Origin of the sequence: Kocuria sp. SM24M-10 (assembly GCF_001027955.1) — a bacterium.
GTDB lineage: Bacteria > Actinomycetota > Actinomycetes > Actinomycetales > Micrococcaceae > Kocuria > Kocuria oceani.
Genome location: NZ_LDNX01000013.1, coordinates 1 through 19,934, shown reverse-complemented (window position 1 = coordinate 19,934; position 19,934 = coordinate 1). Strand labels below are relative to the sequence as shown.

Below are 19,934 nucleotides of genomic sequence, written 5' to 3'. Positions count from 1 at the left end.
GGCGGCTCGCGGCGCAGCGCCAGGGCCAGCTCCGCCCGCGCGGCGCGCACCGCCGCGCCGATCAGCGCGCGGGTGGCGGGGTCGGCGGCGGCGTCCCCGCCGGTGAGGTCCACGGCTCCCAGCAGCTCGCCGGTGAGCGGGTGCAGCAGCGGGGCCGCGGTGCAGGACCACGGCCGGGCCTCGGGGTAGAAGTGCTGCTCCCGGTGCACGGTGACGGGCCGGCGCAGCACCAGGGCCGTGCCCGGGGCGTTGGTCCCCACGGCGTGCTCGGACCAGTCGGCGCCCTCCAGGAAGCCCATGTCCTCCGCGCGCCGTCGGGTCTGTGCGCTGCCGCGGACCCGCAGCAGCACCCCGCCGGGGTCGGTGACCGCCACCACCAGGCCGGTGTCCTCGGCCAGGGGAGTGAGCAGCTCGTCCAGCACCGGCAGCAGGGCCCGCAGCGGGGCCCCGGCCTCCCGGAGGTCCGTGCGGTCCAGCACCACGCGCGGGGCGCAGCGCTCCGGGGCCGCGAGATGGCTCAGCGACCGGGCCCAGGACAGCCGCAGCAGCGGGTCCGTCGTCGAGCCCTCCGCCGCTGCGCCCACGCGCCCTCCCCGTCTCCCGCCGTGACCCAGGTCTCGTGCCGGTGCCCAGCGTAGCCCGGGACGCGTCCACGAAGAACGAGGGGCGGGGAACTGGCGGAATGCGTCGGGCATCCCCCCGGTTCCCCGCCCCTCGGACGGGTCGGGACGGTCAGCGGACGGCGCCCGCCGCGGCCGGCTCGGCGGTCCCCGCGGGCTCCGCGCCGTCGGCCGGGGCCTCGGGCACGAACGGGTCCCCGGTGCGCGGGGCGTCGTAGAGGGTCCGGTCGAGCAGGCCTTCGCGGCGGGCCACGATGGTGGGCACCAGGGCCTGGCCGGCCACGTTCAGCGCGGTGCGGCCCATGTCGATGATCGGGTCCACGGCCAGCAGGAGCCCCACGCCGTCGAGCGGCAGCCCCAGGGTGGACAGGGTCAGGGTGAGCATCACCGTGGCCCCGGTGGTGCCGGCGGTCGCCGCCGAGCCCAGCACGGAGACGAGGGCGATGAGCACGTAGTGGGTGACGTCGAGGTCGATCCCGTAGAACTGCGCGACGAACAGGGCGGCGATCGCCGGGTAGACCGCGGCGCAGCCGTCCATCTTCGTGGTGGCGCCCAGCGGCACGGCGAAGGACGCGTAGGCCCGGGGCACACCGAGGTTGCGCTCGGTGACGCGCTGGGTCAGGGGCATGGTGCCCACCGAGGAGCGGGAGACGAAGCCCAGCTGCACGGCCGGCCACACCCCGGAGAAGTACTGCCGGACGGACAGCCCGTGCGCCTTGACCAGCACCGGGTAGACCACGAAGGCGACGATCAGCAGGCCGGCGTAGACGGTGGCGACGAAGCTCAGCAGCCCGCCCATCGAGGTCCAGCCGTACTCGAACACGGCCCGGCCGATCAGGCCGAGGGTGCCCAGCGGGGCCAGGCGGATGATCCACCAGACGACCTTCTGCACCACGGCCAGCGCGGCGCGGATCACGGCCAGGAACGGCTCGGCGGGCTCGCCCACCTTGAGGGCGGCGATGCCGACGGCGGCCGAGACCACGAGGACCTGCAGCACGTTGAAGCCCAGGGCGGTCTGCACGGTCTCCGGGTCCACCACGGAGGAGGAGACCTGCAGGCCCAGGAAGTTGGCGGGGACCAGGCCGGTGAGGAAGGCCAGCCACGAGCCCTGGGTCCCGGAGTACTGCTCGGCGGGGGCGGCGGCACCCGTGCCCGCACCGGGCTCGACGACGAGGCCGAGCACCAGCCCGACCGTCACCGCGATCAGGGCGGTGATGCCGAACCACAGCAGGGTCTTCCAGGCCAGGCGCGCGGCGTTGGAGACCTCCCGCAGGTTGGCGATCGAGGAGATCACCGCGGTCACGATGAGGGGGACCACGGCGGCCTTGAGCAGGCTCACGTAGCTCGTGCCGATGGTGTCCAGGGCGGTCATGAGCCAGTTCGGGTCCGTGTCGGGGTCGCCGCCGAGGCTGTCGGCGACGGTGCCCAGCACCACGCCCAGGAGGAGGGCGATCACGATCTGCGGCCCGAAGGAGGTCATCCACCGGGGCAGGCGTCGATTGCTTTCTGCGGAAATCATGTGCCCACGATAGGCCCGCGGAATATACAACACCGAATGACGATGAAGAAATGTGACGTCCTTATGACGGACCTCACAGGTCCAGGGCGTAGGCCAGCGTGTCCAGGCCCACGGAGCCGAGCCGGAGGGCCCGCGAGTGGAAGTCCTTGAGCCGGAACCCGGAGCCCGCGCCGGCCCGGGCGGACTCCCGGGCCTGCTCCCACAGCTGCTGGCCGACCTTGTACGAGGGGGCCTGTCCGGGCCAGCCCATGTAGCGCATCCACTCGAAGCGCAGCATGGGGTCCTGCATCACGATGTTCGATCGCAGGAACCGCCAGCCGTCCTCGGGGGTCCACACCTCACCGGCGCGGGCACCGCCCAGGGCGTCGCCGAGCTCCCGGGGAATGCGGTACCCGCAGTGGAACCCGACGTCGAAGACCACCCGGGCGGCGCGCAGCCGCTGCGCGTCGAGCATGCCCATCCGGTCCCCGGGGTCCTGGAGGTGGCCGAGCTCGTCCATCAGCCGCTCGGCGTACAGCGCCCACCCCTCCCCGTGGCCGGAGACCCACACGCCCATCCGCCGCCACCGGTTGAGCTCCCCGGAGTTGGCCAGCGCCGTGCCGAACTGCAGGTGGTGGCCCGGGACGCCCTCGTGGTAGACGGTGGTGGTCTGCTCCCACGTGGTGAACGTCCCGGTGCCCTCGGGCACCGACCACCACATGCGCCCCGGGCGGGAGAAGTCGGCGCTGGGCATCGAGTACCAGATGCCGCCGTCGTGGGTGGGCGCGATCCGGCACTCGAGCCGGCGCATCGGCCCGGTGATCTCGAAGTGGGTGCCCGCGAGCGCGTCCACGGCGGCGTCGGAGAGGTCCTGCATCCACGCCCGCAGGGCGTCGGTGCCGTGCAGCTGCCGGTCCGGCTCCGCGTCGAGGGCCGCCATGGCCTGGGCCGGGGTGGCCCCGGGGGCGATCCGCCGGGCGAGCGCCTCCTGCTCCGCCACGACCGTGCGCAGCTGCTCCACCCCCCACGCGTAGACCGTCGCCGGGTCCACCACGGCGCCGAGGAACTCCTGCAGGCGCAGGGTGTAGACGTCCGGGCCCACCGCGTCCGCGTGCGGGGCGTGCGCGGCGAGCTCCTCGCCCAGCACCCGGGCGAGGCGGCGGTAGGCGTGCCGTGCCTGCCCGGCCGCCTCGGTGAGCTCCCGGCGCATCCCCTCGGGCACGTGCGGACCGCCGGCGAGCCGGGCGAAGAAGCCCCGGTCGGCGGCGTAGCCCTCGCACTGGCGGGCGGCGTTGCGCAGCTGGACCACGGAGGCGCAGCGGCCCCGGGCGCGGGCCGCGCGCAGACCCGCCACGTAGGAGTCCACGGCCGCGGGCACGTTGCGCAGCCGCCCCGCGATGTGGGCCCAGTCCTCGGGGGTGCGCCGGGGCAGGTCGTCGAAGACGTCCCGGATCTCCTGCACGGGGGAGGAGATGTTGTTGACCTCCCCGCCCCGCAGGCCCTCCTCGTGCAGGAGCTGCTCCAGGCCCAGCCGCTCGCGCAGCGCGTGCACCGTCACCCGGTCGACGTCGTCGGCGGGGACCACGCCGGTCAGCTCCGCCAGCGTCTCGCGGACGGCCTCCGCCCGGGCCTCCAGGCCCTCGGGGCCGAAGTCGCGGTACTCGGTCTCGCGGCCGGGAAAGCCGTGCACGGTGGCCTGGGCCGGGTCCAGCTCCATGGCGCGCCCGAACCAGCGCTCGGCCACGGCGTCGACGGCCGTGGGCTCACGGTGCCCGGCGCCGAGCGGGGCCGGGCCGGCGGAGGACGGGGGGTCGGGCCGGAAAGTGCTCATGCACGCCACAGTAGCGCCGGGGGCCGGACGGTCCGGGCAGCCGCCGGCCGGGACGGGGCGCACCGCCGGGGGCGCACGCCGCGGGCCTGCCGCCGGGCATCACTTCCGGGGCCGGCTCCTCGGGATCATCCCTCCGGCCTCACTCCTCCGGCTTGCTCCGCCGCCACGCGCCGCGGCCAGGGCGCAGGCGCAGCCCCAGCCGCATCCGGCGGAACTGGTCCCGGCGGCCCGGGGAGCTCGCGGCGGAGGACCCGCTCCCGGTGCCGCGGGCGAGCAGCACCGCCGTGACGGCGGCGACCTCCTCCGGGGTCGGGTTGCCGGCCACGAAGCGCAGCGCCGGGGCGCCCTGCACGGGCTCGGGGGCGCTCACAGCGGGATGTTCCCGTGCTTCTTGGCGGGCATCGTCGCGCGCTTGTCGCGCAGCGCCCGCAGGGCCTTGAGCACCTGGACCCGGGTCTCGGAGGGGGAGATCACCGCGTCCACGTAGCCGAGCTCGGCCGCCTGGTAGGGGTTGAGCAGGCTCTCCTCGTACTTCTGCACCAGTTCGGCGCGCAGCGCCTCGACGTCCTCGCCGCTGTCCGTCGCGGCCTTGAGATCGCGGCGGTAGAGGATCTCCACGGCGCCCTGGGCGCCCATCACGCCGATCTGCGCGGTGGGCCAGGCCAGGTTGACGTCCGCCCCGAGCTTCTTGGAGCCCATCACGATGTACGCCCCGCCGTAGGCCTTGCGGGTGATCAGCGTGACCAGCGGGACGGTCGCCTCGGCGTAGGCGTAGAGCAGCTTCGCGCCGCGGCGGATGATCCCGTTGAACTCCTGGTCGGTGCCCGGCAGGAAGCCGGGCACGTCCACCAGGGTGAGGATCGGGACGTTGAACGCGTCGCAGTGCCGGACGAACCGGGCGGCCTTCTCGGAGGCGGCGATGTCCAGGGTGCCCGCGAACTGCAGGGGCTGGTTGGCCACGATGCCCACCGTGTGCCCCTCGACCCGGGCGTAGCCGATCATCACGTTGGGGGCGTAGAGCGCCTGCATCTCCAGGAAGTGACCGTCGTCCACGACGGCCTCGATCACCGTGCGCATGTCGTAGGGCTGATTGGCGGAGTCCGGGACCAGGGTGTCCAGCGCGGCGTCGAGGTCGGTGTCCTCGTCCTCCTGGTCGTGGTCCAGCAGGGGAGCCTCCTGCAGGTTGTTGGCCGGCAGGAACTCGAGCAGCTCGTGCACGAAGTCGAAGGCGTCCTGCTCGTCGTCGGCGAGGTAGGTGGCCGTGCCCGTGGTCGTGTTGTGCTGGCGGGCCCCGCCGAGGGTCTCCATGTCCACCGACTCGCCCGTGACCGTCCGGATCACGTCGGGGCCGGTGATGAACATGTGCGAGGTCTTGTCGACCATCACGATGTAGTCGGTCAGGGCCGGGGAGTAGGCGGCGCCGCCGGCGCACGGGCCCATGATCAGGGAGATCTGCGGGACCACGCCGGAGGAGCGCACGTTCATGTTGAAGATGTCCGCGAACATGGCCAGGGAGGCCACGCCCTCCTGGATCCGCGCCCCGCCGCCGTCGTTGATGCCGATCACCGGGCAGCCGTTGCGCAGCGCGAACTTCTGCACCTTGACGATCTTCTCGCCGTTGACCTGGGACAGGGACCCGCCGAAGACCGCGAAGTCCTGGGAGTAGACGGCCACCAGGCGCCCGTCCACCGTGCCGTAGCCGCTGACCACGCCGTCCCCGGGCAGCTTCTTGGCGTCCATGCCGAAGGCCGTGGAGCGGTGGGTGGCCAGCGCGTCGAACTCCACGAAGGAGCCCTCGTCGAGGAGCAGCTCGACGCGCTCGCGGGCGGTGTTCTTGCCCCGGGCGTGCTGCTTGTCGATCGCCGCCTGCCCCGCGGGGGCCTCGGAGCGGGCCCGGCGGTCGTGGAAGTCGGCGATCTTGCCGGCGGTGGTCGTCAGGTCGTGGATCACAAGCACCTCGTGGTCTGGTACGCGGCCGAGCCGGCGGGCGGAGCGGCCCGGGCGGGGCGGCCAGGGGACCTGCTCACTCTAGTCCGCGGCCGGGGCGCCCCCTGTTGTAGGAGTCCTACAAAATCCGGTGCGGGGCGCCGGGTCCTCAGCCCACGCGGCCGAGGACCACCTTCCAGGGCCGGACGGTCCGCTCGGTGACCACCCCGTGGCGCACCAGCGGGTCCTCGTCGGTGAGCCGCTCGACCGCGGCCGCGTCCTCGGCGGCGAACACCAGCAGCGCCCCGGCCGGGCCCTCGTCGTCGTACGGCCCGGACGCCAGGAGGTGGCCCTGCGCCACCAGGCCGCCGAGGTACTCCCGGTGCTCGGGCCGGCGGGCGGCCAGGACGTCGGCCGGGCCGCCGTAGACGTAGGTGACGGCGAACGTCGTGGGGTTCTCGGCTGCGCTCACGATGACTCCTGCGGGACGTGCCGCGGCCCTCCGCCACCGGGCGGGGAAGCGCCCAGGCGGCTCCCGGGGAACGCGGCTATTAGTGTGGACGGAACCCGACACTACGCGGAGCGCGTCCGGGCGCACAGCACCGGCCCGCCCGCGTCGCCGGAGACCACCGACCCGAGGAGCGCCGTGCCCGACCCCCTTGCCGCCGACCTGCGCGACCCCGCCGTGCTCGCCGCCCTGGAGGCCCTGGGCGCCGGGCGGATCGATGTCCTCGACGAGGTCGGCTCCACCAACGAGCAGCTGACGGCGGCCGTCCTCCGGCAGGCCCGCGGAGCGGCCCCCGCCCGGCCCTGGACGGACCTGTCCCTCCTGCTGACCGGCCACCAGAGCGCCGGGCGCGGCCGGCTGGACCGGGTGTGGACCACCGAGCCCGGCACCGCCCTGACCTTCAGCGTCCTGCTGCGCCCGGCAGGCGCGGGCGGACGGCCGCTGCCCACCCAGCACTTCCCGTGGCTGACCCTTCTGATGGCCGCGGCCGTGGTGGAGGCCCTGGCGGGCGTGGCGGGCGCCGCGGCGCGGATCAAGTGGCCCAACGACGTGCTCGTCGACGGGCGCAAGGTCGCGGGCCTGCTGGCGGGTCTCGTCCTGGACCCGCACCGGGCCCCGGCCGTGGTCCTGGGCACCGGGATCAACGTCTCCCAGGAGGAGCTGCCCGTGGCCACGGCCACGTCCGTGCGCCGGGCCACCGGCCGGGACGTGGCGCGCGCGGCCGTCCTCGAGGCCGTGCTGGGCGCGTTCGTGCCCCGCTACCGGCAGTTCTGCGCGGACCCGGCCGCCGCCACGGGACCCGGCGGACCGCTGCGCCGCCTGGTCGAGGACCGGATGGAGACCCTCGGGCGCTCGGTGCGCGCCGAGCTGCCCGGCGGCGCGGAGCCCGTCACGGGCACCGCCGTGGGCCTCGGCGCCCACGGCGGGCTGCTGCTGCGCGACGACGCCGGCACGGAGCACGAGGTGACCGCCGGCGACGTCGTGCACCTGCGCCCGGCCGCCCCGGGGAAGGCCTGACCGTGCCCGCCCGGCCCGCCCTGCAGTCCGGCGAGCGGGTGCTCGTCGCCACCCGGGCCCACGGTGCGCGGCTGCTGCGCCCCCTCCTGGTGCTGCTGCTCGTCGTGTTCGCGCTCTCGCTGGCCCAGCGGGCCCTCGAACTGCGCTGGCGCCCCGTGGCCGAGCCCTGGATCACGGTGCACGGCGCACTGGACGTCCTCCTGCTGGTGGCCGCGGCCGCCGGGCTGCTGCGCTGGTGCGTGCGCCCGCTGCTGCGCTGGTGGCGCACGCGCTACGTGCTCACCACCCGCCACCTCGTGCTGGTGCGCCCGGGCGGGCCCCGGCGGGACGTGGCCCTGCCGCTGGCGCAGCTGCGCCGGGCCGTCGTGGAGCGCCCCCGGGGCCCGTCGCTGGGCCGGCGCGACGGGCGCGTCGTGGCCGACTTCGGCCCCCTCGGCGGGCTGCGCCTGGAGCACGCCCCGGAGGCCGACCGGCTGGCCGAGCTCATCCGGCGGGCCGCGGACGAGCAGCGCACGGGCGGCTCCGGCGGGGGCGCGGGGGACCGGCGTCCCACTAGAGTGGGGCAGGACGCGGTCGTGGCACCACGCCCGGACCCGTCCGTCCTTGCGCGCCGACCGTGGGGCCGGCGGACCGTCCCCCAGGAACAGGAGTGACGCGTGGCCAACGAGGACCCGGAGGACCGGGGCGAGCCGGCGCTCGGCCCCCAGACGGAGCAGCTGAACCTCAACCTGCACAATCCGGTGCAGGCCAACCTCTACCGCTCGGACGAGTCCAAGGCGGCCGTCCAGGCCCTGGAGCGCACCCTCCTGGGCTCCGAGCGCGTCCTGCGCCGCCGCGAGGCCGCGCGCCGGGGCGGGCTGTCCCTGCTGTCCTCGCGGAAGGTGTGGCGGGCCCTGGGCTTCCCGAACCTCACCGACGACGACGTGTGGTTCACCGAGCAGGACTCCGAGGCGCTGCGGGTGCTCTCCACCATGGTGCTCGAGGAGCAGGTCACCGAGGAGGCGGCCCTGTCCCTGGTGCGCTCGATCGGGCAGATGACCGATCGCATGGTCGTGTGGCAGGTCGAGGCCCTGGTCGAGGACATGGTGGTGCACGGCGGCATGACCGACGCCGCCGCGCGCCGGGAGCTGCTGCACCTGCTCCCGGACCTCATCGACGCGATCGAGAACCTGCTCGTCTACTCGTGGCGGCGCCAGATGAACGCCGCCGTGCAGCGGCTGGCGATGCGCGTGGAGCGCCCGGACGGCTCCACCGCCACCGGCACGATCGACGAGGACGGGCCCTCCTCCATCCTCCCGCTCGCGCGCGGGGTCGGCTTCGCCGACCTCGTCTCCTACACCTCCCTGTCCCGGCAGATGAACGAGCGCACCCTGGCCAACCTCGTGCAGCGCTTCGAGCAGCGCTGCGCCGAGGTGATCGCGGTGGGCGGGGGCCGGCTGATCAAGACCATCGGGGACGAGGTCATGTTCCTGGCCGAGACCCCGCAGGGCGGGGCGCAGATCTCCCTGGCGCTCTCGCGCGCCATCCGCGACGACCCCGAGCTCCCGCAGGCCCGGGTGGCCTTCGTCTGGGGCCGGGTGCTGCCGCGGCTGGGCGACATCTACGGGCCCACGGTGAACCTGGCCTCCCGGCTCGTGGCCCTGACCGAGCCGGGCTCCGTGCTCGTGGACGCCTCGACCGCCGCCGTGCTCTCCGGCGACGACCGGTTCATCCTCCTCCCGCAGTCCACGCGCAACGTCCGGGGCTTCGGCGACGTCCAGCCCGTCGCGCTCGCCCAGGGCGCCGGACCCGGGCTGGAGGTCGACTTCGAATGAGCGCACCCCTCGTCATCCGGGCCGGGGCGGCCACCGACCGCGGTCTGCGCCGGGAGTCCAACGAGGACGCCCTGGTGGTCACCGCCACGATGTGCGCCGTGGCGGACGGGATGGGCGGGCACGAGGCCGGTGAGGTCGCGAGCGCCCTGTGCGTGCGCACGCTCGGTGCCTCCCCGCTGTTCCGGCTGGAGGACTTCCGGCAGTTCGCGGTGTCGGAGCCGGACCCGCCCCTGGACATCGCCCGGTTCCGCGCCACCGTGGAGCGGGAGCTGCGGCTGGACCCGGAGATCCCCGACGACGCGATCGAGGCCGTGCGGCGGGTGCGCTCGGTGCTGTGGCAGGCGGACCAGCACATCCAGAGCGCGTACGAGGGCCGGGCCGGGACCACGGTGACCGGGGTGTGGCTGGCGCAGCTGGACGGGCGGATGTTCTGGCTCGTCTTCAACACGGGCGACTCCCGCACCTACCGGCTGCTGCCGCCCCCGGACGGGACGGGCCAGGGCGACGGCACCCCGGGGCTGGCGCAGCTCACCGTGGACCACTCCGAGGTGCAGTACCTCGTCTCGATCGGCCAGCTGACCTCCGCCCAGGCCCTGGTGCACCCGCGGCGCAACGTGATCACCCGGGCCCTGGGCACCGGCCAGGTGTGGGAGCCGGACGTGTGGGTGCTGCCCGCGCAGCCGGGGGAGCGGCTGATGCTGTGCTCGGACGGGCTGACCAACGAGCTCAGCCCCGCCCACATGGCCCGGGTGCTCGGCTCGGTGCCGCACCCCAAGGAGGCCGCCGACGTCCTGCTGCAGGCCGCGCTGCGGACCGGCGGGCGGGACAACGTCACCGTCATCGTCGCCGACGCGGTGTCCCTGGAGGAGTACGCCGCCTGGGTCTGAGCGCCCCCGACCGCTGAACGGCGCCGAGCGCTGAGCGCCGCGGAGGGTGCCGCGTCCCGGGCGCCGGCCCGGCAGGTCCCCGGCGCATCCCCGGAAGTGGGGGCGATCACGAACCGTCACACCGGCCCACCGGACCGCGACGACTCTTTACATTGGGGAACATGGTCGTCTCCCGCCGTTCCCTCGTCCGCTCCGGGGCGCTGCTGGCCGTCTCCGCGGCGGTGGGGGCGCACTGGTCCGGCCGGGAGCGCAGGGCCCCGGCTTCGTGCTGTGGGGCTCGTCCTCGGCCGCCGGCGGGCTCCACCGCGAGCACCCGCCCGGCTACGCCCCGGTGCGGATCGACGCCCTCCTGTCGCGGCTGCTGGGCGTGCCGGGCACCTGCCGGGCCGTGGGCGGGGACCGGTCCTGGCACACCCTGGCGATGCGCAGCTACGACCACCCCTACCGTCCCGGCCTCGGCGCCGAGGGCTGGCTGCTGCCGGTCCAGGGGCAGGTGGTCGTCCCCACCGCGGACGGGCGGGCGCCCCGCGCGGCGCTCCCGCTGCCCGGCACGGTCGCCGGGGTCGCCTGCTCGATCCGGGCGGCGCCGGGCCGGGAGGGCGCGGTGGTCCTGCGGCGGCACGTGCCCGGGCCCGCGGTCGAGCTCGGGACCGGCCCCCGCAGCTGGTGGCACACCGACCTGGAGGACCGCCACCGCGGCCAGGTCCACCTCTTCTGGACGGGCAAGAACAACATCGAGGACCCCGGACGGGTGCTCGCCGACACCCGGGCGGCCTGGGCGGTAGAGCCGGCGCGGTCGGTGGTGATGGGCCACTGGCACACCTACGGGGACCGCCGCGGCACGGCCGGCTGGGAGCAGGTGCGCACCGTCAACGCCGCCTACCGGGCGGAGTACGGGCCGGCCTACCACGAGACGATGGCGGACCTGCGCGACCCGCGGCTGTGGGCGCTGCCCGCGCTGCGCCCCTACCGGATCGGAGACTCGGCCGAGGACCGGCGGTGGCTGGCCCTGGGCCTGCCGCCGCGCTCCGTGGTCGGCAGCGACCGGAAGCACCTCAACGCCCTGGGCAACACGCTCGTGGCCCACGGCCTGCACCGCCACCTCACCGGAGCGGCAGGACTCGTCTGAGCCGCCGCTCCGCGTCGTTGTTCCGGGCCGCCGTTCCCGAACCGTGACGGAGGACCCCTTGCCCGCCGGGGGGACGCGGCCTAACCTACAACCAAATGGTTGTAGAACGTGAGCTGACGGACGACGAGATCGACCGCCTCTTCCAGGCCCTGGCGGATGCCACCCGGCGGGACATCGTGACGCGGGTGCTGCGGCAGGAGCAGTCGGTCTCGGCCCTGGCGGGGCACTACGCGATGAGCTTCGCCGCGGTGCAGAAGCACGTGGCGGTGCTCGAGAGGGCCTCGCTGGTCACCAAGCAGCGGCGCGGCCGCGAACAGGTGGTGCACGCCGCGCCGGACACCCTCCGCCGGGCGGCCCGGCTGCTGGAGTCCTACGAGGAGCTCTGGCGCGGGCGCGCACGCCGCATCGACGACCTCCTCGCCGAGGAGGTGCCTCCCGGGGACCGGGGGGCCGAGTAGGAAGGAACCAGGACATGCCGGTCATCGATGTGCACAAGGACGTGGAGGCGCTGGCCCTCACCTTCGTGGCCGAGTTCGACGCGAGCGTCGAGCAGGTCTGGCAGGTGTGGGAGGACCCGCGCCGGCTCGAGCGCTGGTGGGGTCCGCCCGAGTGGCCCGCCACCTTCGTCGAGCACGAGCTGCGGGAGGGCGGGCGGTGCCGGTACTACATGACCGGCCCCGACGGCGAGAAGGCCGCCGGCTGGTGGACGGTCACCGCCGTGGACGCCCCGCGCCGGCTCGAGTTCGACGACGGCTTCGCCGACGAGCACGGCGAGCCCGACCCGGCCATGGGCACCACCCACGCGGTCGTCACGCTCGAGGACGTCGGCGGGCGCACCCGCATGACCACGCGCTCCACCTTCGAGAGCGCCGGGCAGCTCGAGCAGATGCTGGCCATGGGCATGGAGGAGGGCATGCGTCAGGCGATGGGCCAGATCGACGACGTCCTCGCCGGGGCGGCGCGGACCGGGAGCGAAGCGCCCCGCGGCTGAGCCCCGTCCGCGGCCGGACGGCGCGACGACGCCGCCCCGGGACTCCCGGGGCGGCGTCGTCGCGCCGTGGCCGTGGCCGTGACGGTGGACAGGGACAGCGACAGGAACGGGTCGCGGGCGCCCGGCTCAGCCCTGCTGCGTCGCCTCGACGGCGGGTGCCGGACTCCCGGCCCCCGCCGTCTCCGCCGCCGCGTCCGCCGGGGAGCGGTCCTCCGGGGCCCGGGCCGCCGGGTCCTCGGCGGACCCGGCGGCCGCGGCCCGCTTGGCCGCGACCTTCCGCGGCTTGAGCTCGAGCCGGCGCTCGTGCTTGCGCTCGGTCCGCCGCTCCGCCTGCTTCTCCGCGCGGCGCTCCTTCCGCCGCTCCTCCTTGGCCTCCTCGGCCGTCCTCTCGCCCTCGGGCCCGGTCCCGGCGGTGGCGGGCTCCCGGCGCGGGCCCCGCTCCTTGACGGGGGCGTCGCCCGAGGCGCGCAGCCGGCGGTAGTGCTCGGCAGCCTCCTCCTGGCGCCGCGCCTCGATCCCCGTGGCGATCTCGGCCCGCAGGTGCTCCGGGGCGAGCTCGAACGCGGCCACGAGGTCGAGCGCGTGGGGGCGCAGCCGGGCCAGCAGGCGGTCGATGTACTCGTCGAGGCTGCGCCCGCGCCGCATGGACAGCCGGCCGTAGGAGAGGTACCAGGCGAGGTTCTTCTCGATCAGCCGCAGCCCGAACACGTCGCGCAGCCAGGTCAGCACCGTGCGGGTGCCCGGGTCCTCGACCTGGGCCAGCCCCCGAGTGAAGGCCTCCCACTGCAGCAGCTCCGCGTGCGCACGGGCCGTGGCGATGATCCGGTGCTGGTTCTCGTTGAACAGCGCCGCGGCCTCCGCGCGGGGCAGCTTGGCGCTGGGCCGCAGGTTCTCCGCGATCTCGGCGACCATGGTCTCCACCCGGTCGGTCAGCAGCGCGTGCTGGGCGGACTCCTCCCGCAGGGCGTTGACCGAGCGGCGCACGTCGCCGGTGTCGCGGAAAGCCTGCCCCAGCTTGCGCAGGCCCGAGCGGTGGAAGGTGGCCTCGGTGGCCCGGCCGGCCACGTAGCGGGCCATCACGCCCACGTCCACCTGCTTGAACTCGTCCGCCCAGTCGGAGAGCAGCCGCTTGGCCACGAGCTGGAGCAGCACCGTGTTGTCGCCCTCGAACGTCGCGTAGATGTCGAGGTCGTGCCGCAGGGAGGTCAGCCGGTTCTTCGTCAGGAAGCCTGCCCCGCCGCAGGCCTCGCGGCACTCCTGCACGGTCTCGAGGGCGCTCCACGTGGACAGCGCCTTGAGCGCCGCGGCGAGGGTCTCGAGGTCCTGGCGGTTCTCGTCGGTGTCCTCCCGCCCGGAGAACACGGCGTCGTACTTGTCCAGCAGCTCCTGGTGGGCGAAGTTCATGGCGTAGGTCTCGGCGAGGCGGGGCAGCAGCCGGCGCTGGTGCTGCTGGTAGTCCAGCAGCACCTCCTCCTGGACGTCGGAGGAGGCGTTGAACTGGCGCCGCTCGCTGCCGTAGCGCACCGCGATGGTCAGCGCGGCCTTGTTCGCCAGCACCGCGGCCCCGTCCAGCGAGACCCGGCCCTGCACCAGGGTGCCGATCATCGTGAAGAACCGGCGCCCCGGGCTCGCGATCGGCGAGCTGTAGGAGCCGTCGGCGGCCACGTGGCCGTACTTGTCGAGCAGGTGGGTGCGCGGGACCCGGACCCGGGTGAAGTGCAGCCGGCCGTTGTCGATGCCGTTGAGCCCGCCCTTGTGGCCGTCGTCCTCGCCGCCGACGCCCGGCAGGAACCGGCCGTCCTCGTCGCGGATGTCGACATAGAAGGCGTGCACCCCGTGGTTGACGCCCAGCGTCACCAGCTGCGCGAACACCACGGCGGCGCGCCCGTGCACGGCGGCGTTGCCGAGGTAGTCCTTCCACGCGGCCTTGAAGGGCGTGTGGATCTCGAACTCCTCGGTGGCCGGGTCGTAGGTCGCGGTGGTGCCGATCGAGGCGACGTCGGAGCCGTGGCCGATCTCGGTCATCGCGAAGACCCCCGGGGTCCGCAGGTCGCGGATGTCCGCGAGCCACCGGCGGTGGTGCTCCTCGGTGCCGAGGTTCAGCACGGCGGAGCCGAACAGGCCCCACTGCACCCCGGCCTTGATCTGCATCGAGGGGTCGCCGAGCAGCAGCTCCTCGAAGCCGGAGACGTTGCCGCCGGGGTCGTTGTGCCCGCCGTACTCCTCGGGCAGCCCGCGGCTCATCGCGCCGTGCTCGACCAGCAGGTGCAGCTGGCCCAGCACGCGCTCGCGGTGCTCCTGGTAGGTGAGGTTCTCCTGCTGGTGCAGCCGCTCGTCCAGCAGCATCCGGCGGGTCTGCCGCCGGATGCCGGCCCAGCGCCCGAGCAGGACCTCGCCCAGGGCGGCGACGTCCACGGCGGGTGCCGGGTGGTCGGTGCGGTCGGTGTCGGCGGGTCGGTCGACGGTGGTGGTCATGCTCGCTCCTGTCGTGGGTGACCGGCGGTGGCCGGTGCGGTCACGGGGTGGTGGGGCCGGCCGGGGTCCGCCCGGCCCGGGACGGTGGTCAGGTGGAGGGCGGCTCGGGCACGGGCGCCCCGGGCGGGCGCAGGCCGTCGACGGCCCAGCCCACGATCAGCTCGGTCATCCGCTCGCGGGACAGGCGCTCCGTCCCGGCGGGAGTGCTCATCCAGGCCTCCCCGGCGCCGCGGACCATGCCGATCGTGGACGCCGCCCAGTAGCCGAGCACCGGTTCCGCCAGGCGATGGGCGGCCGGGGAGTGGCGCACGTGCGCCTGCGCCAGCAGGGCGGTGACGGACTCCACGAACTCCTGGATGCCGTAGCGCTCCCCGCCGGACTCCGCCGGGGCCTCGTCCGCGCCGGAGCGCTCGCCGCGGGCCCGTTCGCCGCGGCCGCGCTCGGCGCGGTGCCGCTCGTGGCGGGCGCGCCCGGTCTCGGGGGGCAGGGCGACGACGAAGCGGTAGACGGGGGCGGAGCGCTCGATGCTGAGCAGGTACTCCGCCACCATCGCCTCGACCGTGTCCTCGAAGCTGCCGGCCGCGCGGGCCGCCTCCTCGAGCCGGTCGCGCATCCGGGTCACCGTGTACTCGCCGACGGCCCGCTGCAGCCCGGCCTTGTCCCCGAAGTACCGGTAGTACACGGACTTGGAGGTCTTGCAGGCGGAGGCGATCTCCTCCATGGAGGCCTGTGCGCCGAGCTCGTCCACGGCGCTGCGGGCCGTGCGGATCAGCTCGATCCGGCGCTGGGCGCGGTGGCGGGCCCAGCGGGAGGAGCGTCCGTCCACGGCCGGGGCCGGCTCCGGCGCGGGACCCTCCGGGGCGGGTTCGGGTGTGTCGACGTGTTTCACGATACCCAGGGTATCAGGTAATATCGTCCGTGACGTGATCATCATCACACCACCACCGAGGAGTTCCCCGTGACCGAGTCCACCCCCGAGCAGACCGCCGACCCCACCGCCGAGCACACCACCCCCAGCGGCGCCGGGCGCACCGGCGTGGCCCGGCGCGCCGTCGTCGTCGGGGCCAACCGCATCCCCTTCGCCCGCGCCCACGGGGCCTACGCGAGCGCCGGCAACCAGGACATGCTCACCGCCGCCCTCGACGGCCTCGCCGCCCGCTACGGCCTGGCCGGGGAGCGGATCGGCGAGGTGGCCGCCGGCGCCGTGCTCAAGCACCCCAAGGACTTCAACCTCACGCGCGAGTCCGTGCTCGGCTCGGTGCTGGATCCGCGCACCCCCGCCTTCGACGTGCAGCAGGCCTGCGCCACCGGGATGGAGGCCGTCTCCACCCTGGCCAACAAGATCCGGCTGGGCCAGATCGACTCCGCCGTGGCCGGGGGCGTGGACTCGGCCTCCGACGCCCCGATCGTGGTCAGCGAACGGCTGCGGCGGACCCTGCTCCAGCTCAACCGGGCGAAGACCACCCAGCAGAAGCTCAAGGCCCTGGCCGGCCTGCGCCCGGCCGACCTCAAGCCGGTGGCCCCCGGCACCGGGGAGCCGCGCACGGGCCTGTCCATGGGCGAGCACCAGGCGCTCACCACCGCCCGCTGGGGCATTTCCCGCGAGGCCCAGGACGAGCTCGCCGCCGCGAGCCACCGCCACCTGGCCGCCGCCTACGACCGCGGCTTCTTCGACGACCTCGTCACCCCCTTCCGGGGGCTCTCCCGGGACAACAACCTGCGCCCGGACAGCACGGTCGAGAAGCTCGCCGGGCTCAAGCCCGTCTTCGGGAAGTCCCTCGACGCCGAGGCGACGATGACGGCCGGCAACTCCACCCCGCTCACCGACGGCGCCTCCACCGTGCTGCTCGCCTCCGAGGAGTGGGCCGCCGAGCGCTCCCTGCCGGTGCTCGCCGACATCGTGGACGTCGAGGCCGCCGCGGTCGACTTCGTGCACGGGGACGAGGGGCTGCTCATGGCCGGCGCCTACGCCGTGCCCCGGCTGCTGGCCCGGCAGGGCCTGGCCCTGGACGACTTCGACTTCGTGGAGATCCACGAGGCCTTCGCCGCGACCGTGCTCTCCACCCTCGCGGCGTGGGAGGACGAGCAGTTCGGCCGCGAGCGCCTCGGCCTGGCCGGCGCCTTCGGCACCGTGGACCGCAGCCGGCTCAACGTCACGGGCTCGTCGCTGGCCGCCGGGCACCCCTTCGCCGCGACCGGCGGGCGCATCGTGGGCACCCTCGCCAAGCTGCTGCGCGAGCGCGCCGACGAGACCGGGCGCCCGGCGCGCGGGCTCATCTCGGTGTGCGCCGCCGGCGGTCTGGGCGTCACCGCGGTGCTCGAAGCCCGCTGACCCCGTCCCTCCACCGACCAGCACAGCAAGGACCCACCCCATGGCAGACACCTATCTCGACCTCGTCAGCTCCACCTCCGGCGGGAAGCTCGCCCGGCAGCTCGGCCTGCCGGCCCCGGTCCGGCTGCGCCGGCACGGGCCCGGCGCCCCGCTGGTGCCGGGCCCCGTCCTCGTGCTGGGCCGCGGGGAGGAGGCCGACCGGATCGCGGCCTCCCTGCTCGGCTGGGACCTCGACGTGCGCCGCCACCCCGAGGACGTCCACCGGTTCGGGGCGGTCGTGCTCGCCCTGACCGAGCTCGCAGAGCCGGGGGAGCTGGCCGAGCCGGCCCTCGGCCTCGGCGCGGTGCTGCGCACCCTCGCCCCCGGCGGGCGCGTGGTCACCGTGTCCCGGCCCGCACCGGGGATCGGCACCGGCGCGGCCTCGGCCACCCCGGCGGCGGCCGAGCCGGTCGCCCCGGCCGTGGCCGCGGCCCGGCAGGCAGTGGTGGGCCTGCTGCGCTCCGTGGCCCAGGAACTGCGCGGCGGGGCGACCGCCAACGGGGTGCTGCTCGCCGAGGGCGTGGCCCCCGAGGCCCCGAGCGTGCTGGGGGCCCTGCGGTTCCTGCTCTCGGGGCGCAGCGCCTTCGTGTCCGGACAGTTCGTCACGGTCGGCGACGACGCCGGGCGGCTCCCGGACGAGTGGGAGGCCCCGCTGCGGGGCAAGGTCGCCGCCGTCACCGGCGCGGCGCGCGGCATCGGCGCCCAGATCGCCCGCACGCTCACGGAGGCCGGGGCCCGCGTCGTCGTCGTCGACGTCCCGGCCGCGGGCGAGCCCCTGGCCGCCCTGGCCAACGAGCTGCGCGCCGTGGCCCTCCAGCTCGACGTCACGGACCCGCGCGCCGGGGAGCGGGTCCTCGGGCTCGCCCGGGAGCGCTTCGGGCGGCTGGACGTGGTGGTGCACAACGCCGGGATCACCCGGGACAAGCTGCTGGCCAACATGGACGCGTCCCGCTGGTCCTCGGTGCTCGCCGTCAACCTCGAGTCCCAGCTGCGGATGAACGAGCAGCTCCTGGCGGGCGAGGGGCTCGGGGAGGCCCCGCGGATCGTCTGCCTGGCCTCCACCAGCGGCGTGGCCGGCAACCGCGGGCAGACCAACTACGCCGCCTCCAAGGCCGGGGTGATCGGGATGGTCGCCGCCACGGCGCCGCTGCTCGCCGCCCGCGGAGGGACCGTCAACGCGGTGGCCCCCGGGTTCGTCGAGACCGAGATGACCGCCCGCATCCCCGCCGCCCGCCGGCAGGTCGCCCGCCGGCTGAACTCCCTGCAGCAGGGCGGGCTGCCGGAGGACGTCGCCCAGGCCGTGCTCTTCCTCGCCTCGGACGCCGCCGGCGGGGTCAACGGCCAGACGCTGCGGGTGTGCGGGCAGAACCTGGTGGGGGCGTGAGCATGGACGGCGCGTTCCGCGAGCAGGTGGTCCTCACCGACGTCCCCTCCCTCGGCGGGCTCTACGCGCGCGCCGCGGCCGGCGCCGCCGGGCGCGCCCTGACCCGCCGGCTCCCGGTCCGGCGGCCGGGGAGCCGCAGCGGGGCCGAGCCGGTGCTGCCCGCGGTGGAGCACGTCGTCGAGGGCGTGGCCGTCGACGCCTCCGCGCACGAGGCGTTCTGCCGCACGGTCGGGGCGCCCCTGCGGGAGGGCGCCCGCGGGCCGGAGGCCTTCTCCGGCTACCTGCACACCCTGGCGTTCCCGGTGGCGATGAGCGTGCTCACCCGCGGCGACTTCCCGCTGCCGGTGCTGGGCATGGTGCACCTGGCCAACGAGGTGGAGCACCGCGGCGCCGTCGCGGTGGGGGAGGACCTCACGGTCACGGCGCACGCCGAGCGGCTGCGCCCGCACCGGGCCGGGGCGCAGGCCGACCTCGTGGCCCGGCTGGCCCGGGAGGACGGCGAGCTCGTCTGGACGGGCCGCTCCACCTACCTCGCCAAGGGGGCGCGGGTGCCGGGGCCGGTCGAGGACGGCCCGCGCCGGGAGTTCGTGCCCCCGGCGCCGACCGGGCGCTGGCGGCTGCCGGCCCGGACGGGACGGGACTACGCGGCCGTGAGCGGGGACTGGAACCCCATCCACCTCTCCGGGCCCTCCGCGCGGGCGCTGGGGATGAAGGGGGCGATCGCCCACGGGATGCACTGCGCCTCCCGCGCCCTGGCCGAGGTCGGCGTGCCGGCCGGGACGGCCTTCCGGTGGACGGTCGAGTTCGCCGCCCCGGTCCTGCTCCCGGGCACGGTGGCGGTCGCGATCGGCGACGCCGGGCGCGGCCCGCACTGGCGGCGCTCGGACTACGCCGGCTGGGACCCCCGCCGCGGCCGCCCGCACTTCACGGGGGCGGTCGAGCGGCTGGAGCCGTGACGAACCGCCCGCCGCGCCCGCTGAGCCCCCAGGGCCCGCCCCTGCCCACACCCCGGGTCTCCGAGCAGCAGTGGCGGGACGCGTGCTTCGTGCACTGGCGCACCGATCCCGCCCTCGTGGCTCCGCTGCTGCCGCGCGGGGTCCGGCCGGACCTGTACGACGGCTCCGCCTGGGTGGGGCTGGTCCCGTTCCGGATGGAGGGGGCGGGGCTGCTCGGCCGCGGCGGCGTCCCGTGGCTGGGCAGCTTCCTCGAGCTCAACGTCCGCACCTACTCCGTGGACGAGCAGGGCCGCCGCGGCGTGGTGTTCCACACCCTGGAGGCCGAGCGGGCCGCGGTCGTGCTGGGCGCCCGGAGCCTGCTGCGGGTGCCCTACCGATGGGCCCGGATGCGCTGCGCCCGGGAGCGGGACGGCGCCGGCCGCACCGTGCTGGACTACCGCAGCCGGCGCCGCGGCCTGCCCGGGCGCCCCCGGCCGGCCAGCCGGCTGCGGGTGGCCGTGGGGGAGCGGCTCGAGCGCCCCGGCCCG

At 75.4% G+C, this 19,934-nt stretch carries 18 protein-coding genes and 1 pseudogene; 11 read left to right on the top strand and 8 right to left on the bottom strand.

The genetic code is table 11. The features are described 5' to 3' along the window. The 6 genes and pseudogenes from ABL57_RS01515 to ABL57_RS01490 form a co-directional block, all read right to left on the bottom strand. A pseudogene (locus tag ABL57_RS01515) lies at positions 1 to 584 on the bottom strand (GAF domain-containing protein); the annotation flags it as partial. 148 nt (positions 585 to 732) lie between these two features. Beyond that, positions 733 to 2,139: a dicarboxylate/amino acid:cation symporter gene (locus ABL57_RS01510; RefSeq protein WP_047801693.1), complete on the bottom strand. Its 1,407-nt coding sequence runs from the start codon at positions 2,137 to 2,139 to the stop codon at positions 733 to 735. Positions 2,140 to 2,212: 73 nt separating this feature from the next. Then, entirely contained in the window at positions 2,213 to 3,949 is a 1,737-nt protein-coding gene (locus tag ABL57_RS01505; RefSeq protein ID WP_082157156.1) for a DUF885 domain-containing protein, read from the bottom strand. Positions 3,950 to 4,088: 139 nt separating this feature from the next. Further along, positions 4,089 to 4,319 (bottom strand): acyl-CoA carboxylase subunit epsilon, encoded by a 231-nt coding sequence (locus ABL57_RS01500; RefSeq protein ID WP_047801692.1) that lies wholly within the window; start codon positions 4,317 to 4,319, stop codon positions 4,089 to 4,091. After that, positions 4,316 to 5,899, bottom strand: coding sequence for an acyl-CoA carboxylase subunit beta (locus ABL57_RS01495; protein WP_047801691.1), 1,584 nt, complete (start codon positions 5,897 to 5,899; stop codon positions 4,316 to 4,318). The genes ABL57_RS01500 and ABL57_RS01495 overlap by 4 nt, the downstream gene beginning before the upstream one ends. 145 nt (positions 5,900 to 6,044) lie before the next feature. Next, entirely contained in the window at positions 6,045 to 6,347 is a 303-nt protein-coding gene (locus ABL57_RS01490; protein WP_047801690.1) for a YciI family protein, read from the bottom strand. Between the two features lie 174 nt (positions 6,348 to 6,521). Here ABL57_RS01490 and ABL57_RS01485 point away from each other — a divergent pair, with 174 nt between their 5' ends. The 7 genes from ABL57_RS01485 to ABL57_RS01455 all read left to right on the top strand — a co-directional run bounded on the left by ABL57_RS01485 (position 6,522) and on the right by ABL57_RS01455 (position 12,221). Beyond that, on the top strand, positions 6,522 to 7,400 hold the full coding sequence (locus ABL57_RS01485; RefSeq protein ID WP_047801689.1) for a biotin--[acetyl-CoA-carboxylase] ligase: 879 nt from the start codon (positions 6,522 to 6,524) through the stop codon (positions 7,398 to 7,400). 2 nt (positions 7,401 to 7,402) lie between these two features. Next, positions 7,403 to 8,053 carry a hypothetical protein gene (locus ABL57_RS01480; protein ID WP_053004682.1) on the top strand — a complete coding sequence of 217 codons (651 nt, stop codon included), beginning with the start codon at positions 7,403 to 7,405 and terminating at the stop codon, positions 8,051 to 8,053. 3 nt (positions 8,054 to 8,056) lie between these two features. Continuing rightward, complete coding sequence (locus ABL57_RS01475) at positions 8,057 to 9,214, top strand: adenylate/guanylate cyclase domain-containing protein (protein ID WP_047801688.1); 1,158 nt, start codon at positions 8,057 to 8,059, stop codon at positions 9,212 to 9,214. Further along, positions 9,211 to 10,101, top strand: coding sequence for a PP2C family serine/threonine-protein phosphatase (locus ABL57_RS01470; RefSeq protein ID WP_047801687.1), 891 nt, complete (start codon positions 9,211 to 9,213; stop codon positions 10,099 to 10,101). The genes ABL57_RS01475 and ABL57_RS01470 overlap by 4 nt, the downstream gene beginning before the upstream one ends. Positions 10,102 to 10,366: 265 nt before the next feature. Continuing rightward, on the top strand, positions 10,367 to 11,230 hold the full coding sequence (locus tag ABL57_RS01465) for a hypothetical protein (protein ID WP_047801686.1): 864 nt from the start codon (positions 10,367 to 10,369) through the stop codon (positions 11,228 to 11,230). A gap of 95 nt (positions 11,231 to 11,325) precedes the next feature. Then, positions 11,326 to 11,688, top strand: a complete 363-nt coding sequence (locus tag ABL57_RS01460) for a metalloregulator ArsR/SmtB family transcription factor (protein WP_047801685.1) — start codon at positions 11,326 to 11,328, stop codon at positions 11,686 to 11,688. A gap of 14 nt (positions 11,689 to 11,702) precedes the next feature. Further along, positions 11,703 to 12,221, top strand: a complete 519-nt coding sequence (locus ABL57_RS01455) for an SRPBCC domain-containing protein (protein ID WP_047801684.1) — start codon at positions 11,703 to 11,705, stop codon at positions 12,219 to 12,221. A 126-nt stretch (positions 12,222 to 12,347) separates the two neighbouring features. Here the strand turns inward: ABL57_RS01455 and ABL57_RS01450 are convergent, their stop codons facing one another. After that, entirely contained in the window at positions 12,348 to 14,696 is a 2,349-nt protein-coding gene (locus ABL57_RS01450) for an acyl-CoA dehydrogenase (protein ID WP_047801683.1), read from the bottom strand. Positions 14,697 to 14,784: 88 nt separating this feature from the next. Beyond that, the gene (locus ABL57_RS01445; RefSeq protein ID WP_053004681.1) at positions 14,785 to 15,585 is read right to left on the bottom strand and encodes a TetR/AcrR family transcriptional regulator; all 801 of its coding nucleotides are present in this window, start codon (positions 15,583 to 15,585) and stop codon (positions 14,785 to 14,787) included. A gap of 69 nt (positions 15,586 to 15,654) precedes the next feature. On the opposite strand from ABL57_RS01445, the gene ABL57_RS01440 reads away from it, so the two are divergent. The 4 genes from ABL57_RS01440 to ABL57_RS01425 form a co-directional block, all read left to right on the top strand. After that, a complete protein-coding gene (locus tag ABL57_RS01440) occupies positions 15,655 to 17,028 on the top strand; it encodes an acetyl-CoA C-acetyltransferase (protein ID WP_075873051.1) in 1,374 nt (457 codons plus the stop codon). A gap of 40 nt (positions 17,029 to 17,068) precedes the next feature. Further along, the gene (locus tag ABL57_RS01435) at positions 17,069 to 18,451 is read left to right on the top strand and encodes a 3-oxoacyl-ACP reductase (RefSeq protein ID WP_047801682.1); all 1,383 of its coding nucleotides are present in this window, start codon (positions 17,069 to 17,071) and stop codon (positions 18,449 to 18,451) included. Positions 18,452 to 18,453: 2 nt separating this feature from the next. Next, positions 18,454 to 19,407 carry a MaoC/PaaZ C-terminal domain-containing protein gene (locus tag ABL57_RS01430; RefSeq protein WP_047801681.1) on the top strand — a complete coding sequence of 318 codons (954 nt, stop codon included), beginning with the start codon at positions 18,454 to 18,456 and terminating at the stop codon, positions 19,405 to 19,407. Then, a partial coding sequence (locus ABL57_RS01425) for a YqjF family protein (RefSeq protein ID WP_160310762.1) occupies positions 19,404 to 19,934 on the top strand: 531 nt, incomplete at its 3' end. The genes ABL57_RS01430 and ABL57_RS01425, both read left to right, overlap by 4 nt.

Coding starts and splice junctions, on each gene's coding strand:
- ABL57_RS01510 (WP_047801693.1), bottom strand. CDS start 2,139: ATGATTTCCGCAGAAAGCAATCGACGCCTGCCCCGGTGGATGACCTCC.
- ABL57_RS01505 (WP_082157156.1), bottom strand. CDS start 3,949: ATGAGCACTTTCCGGCCCGACCCCCCGTCCTCCGCCGGCCCGGCCCCG.
- ABL57_RS01470 (WP_047801687.1), top strand. CDS start 9,211: ATGAGCGCACCCCTCGTCATCCGGGCCGGGGCGGCCACCGACCGCGGT.
- ABL57_RS01460 (WP_047801685.1), top strand. CDS start 11,326: ATGGTTGTAGAACGTGAGCTGACGGACGACGAGATCGACCGCCTCTTC.
- ABL57_RS01455 (WP_047801684.1), top strand. CDS start 11,703: ATGCCGGTCATCGATGTGCACAAGGACGTGGAGGCGCTGGCCCTCACC.
- ABL57_RS01450 (WP_047801683.1), bottom strand. CDS start 14,696: ATGACCACCACCGTCGACCGACCCGCCGACACCGACCGCACCGACCAC.
- ABL57_RS01435 (WP_047801682.1), top strand. CDS start 17,069: ATGGCAGACACCTATCTCGACCTCGTCAGCTCCACCTCCGGCGGGAAG.
- ABL57_RS01430 (WP_047801681.1), top strand. CDS start 18,454: ATGGACGGCGCGTTCCGCGAGCAGGTGGTCCTCACCGACGTCCCCTCC.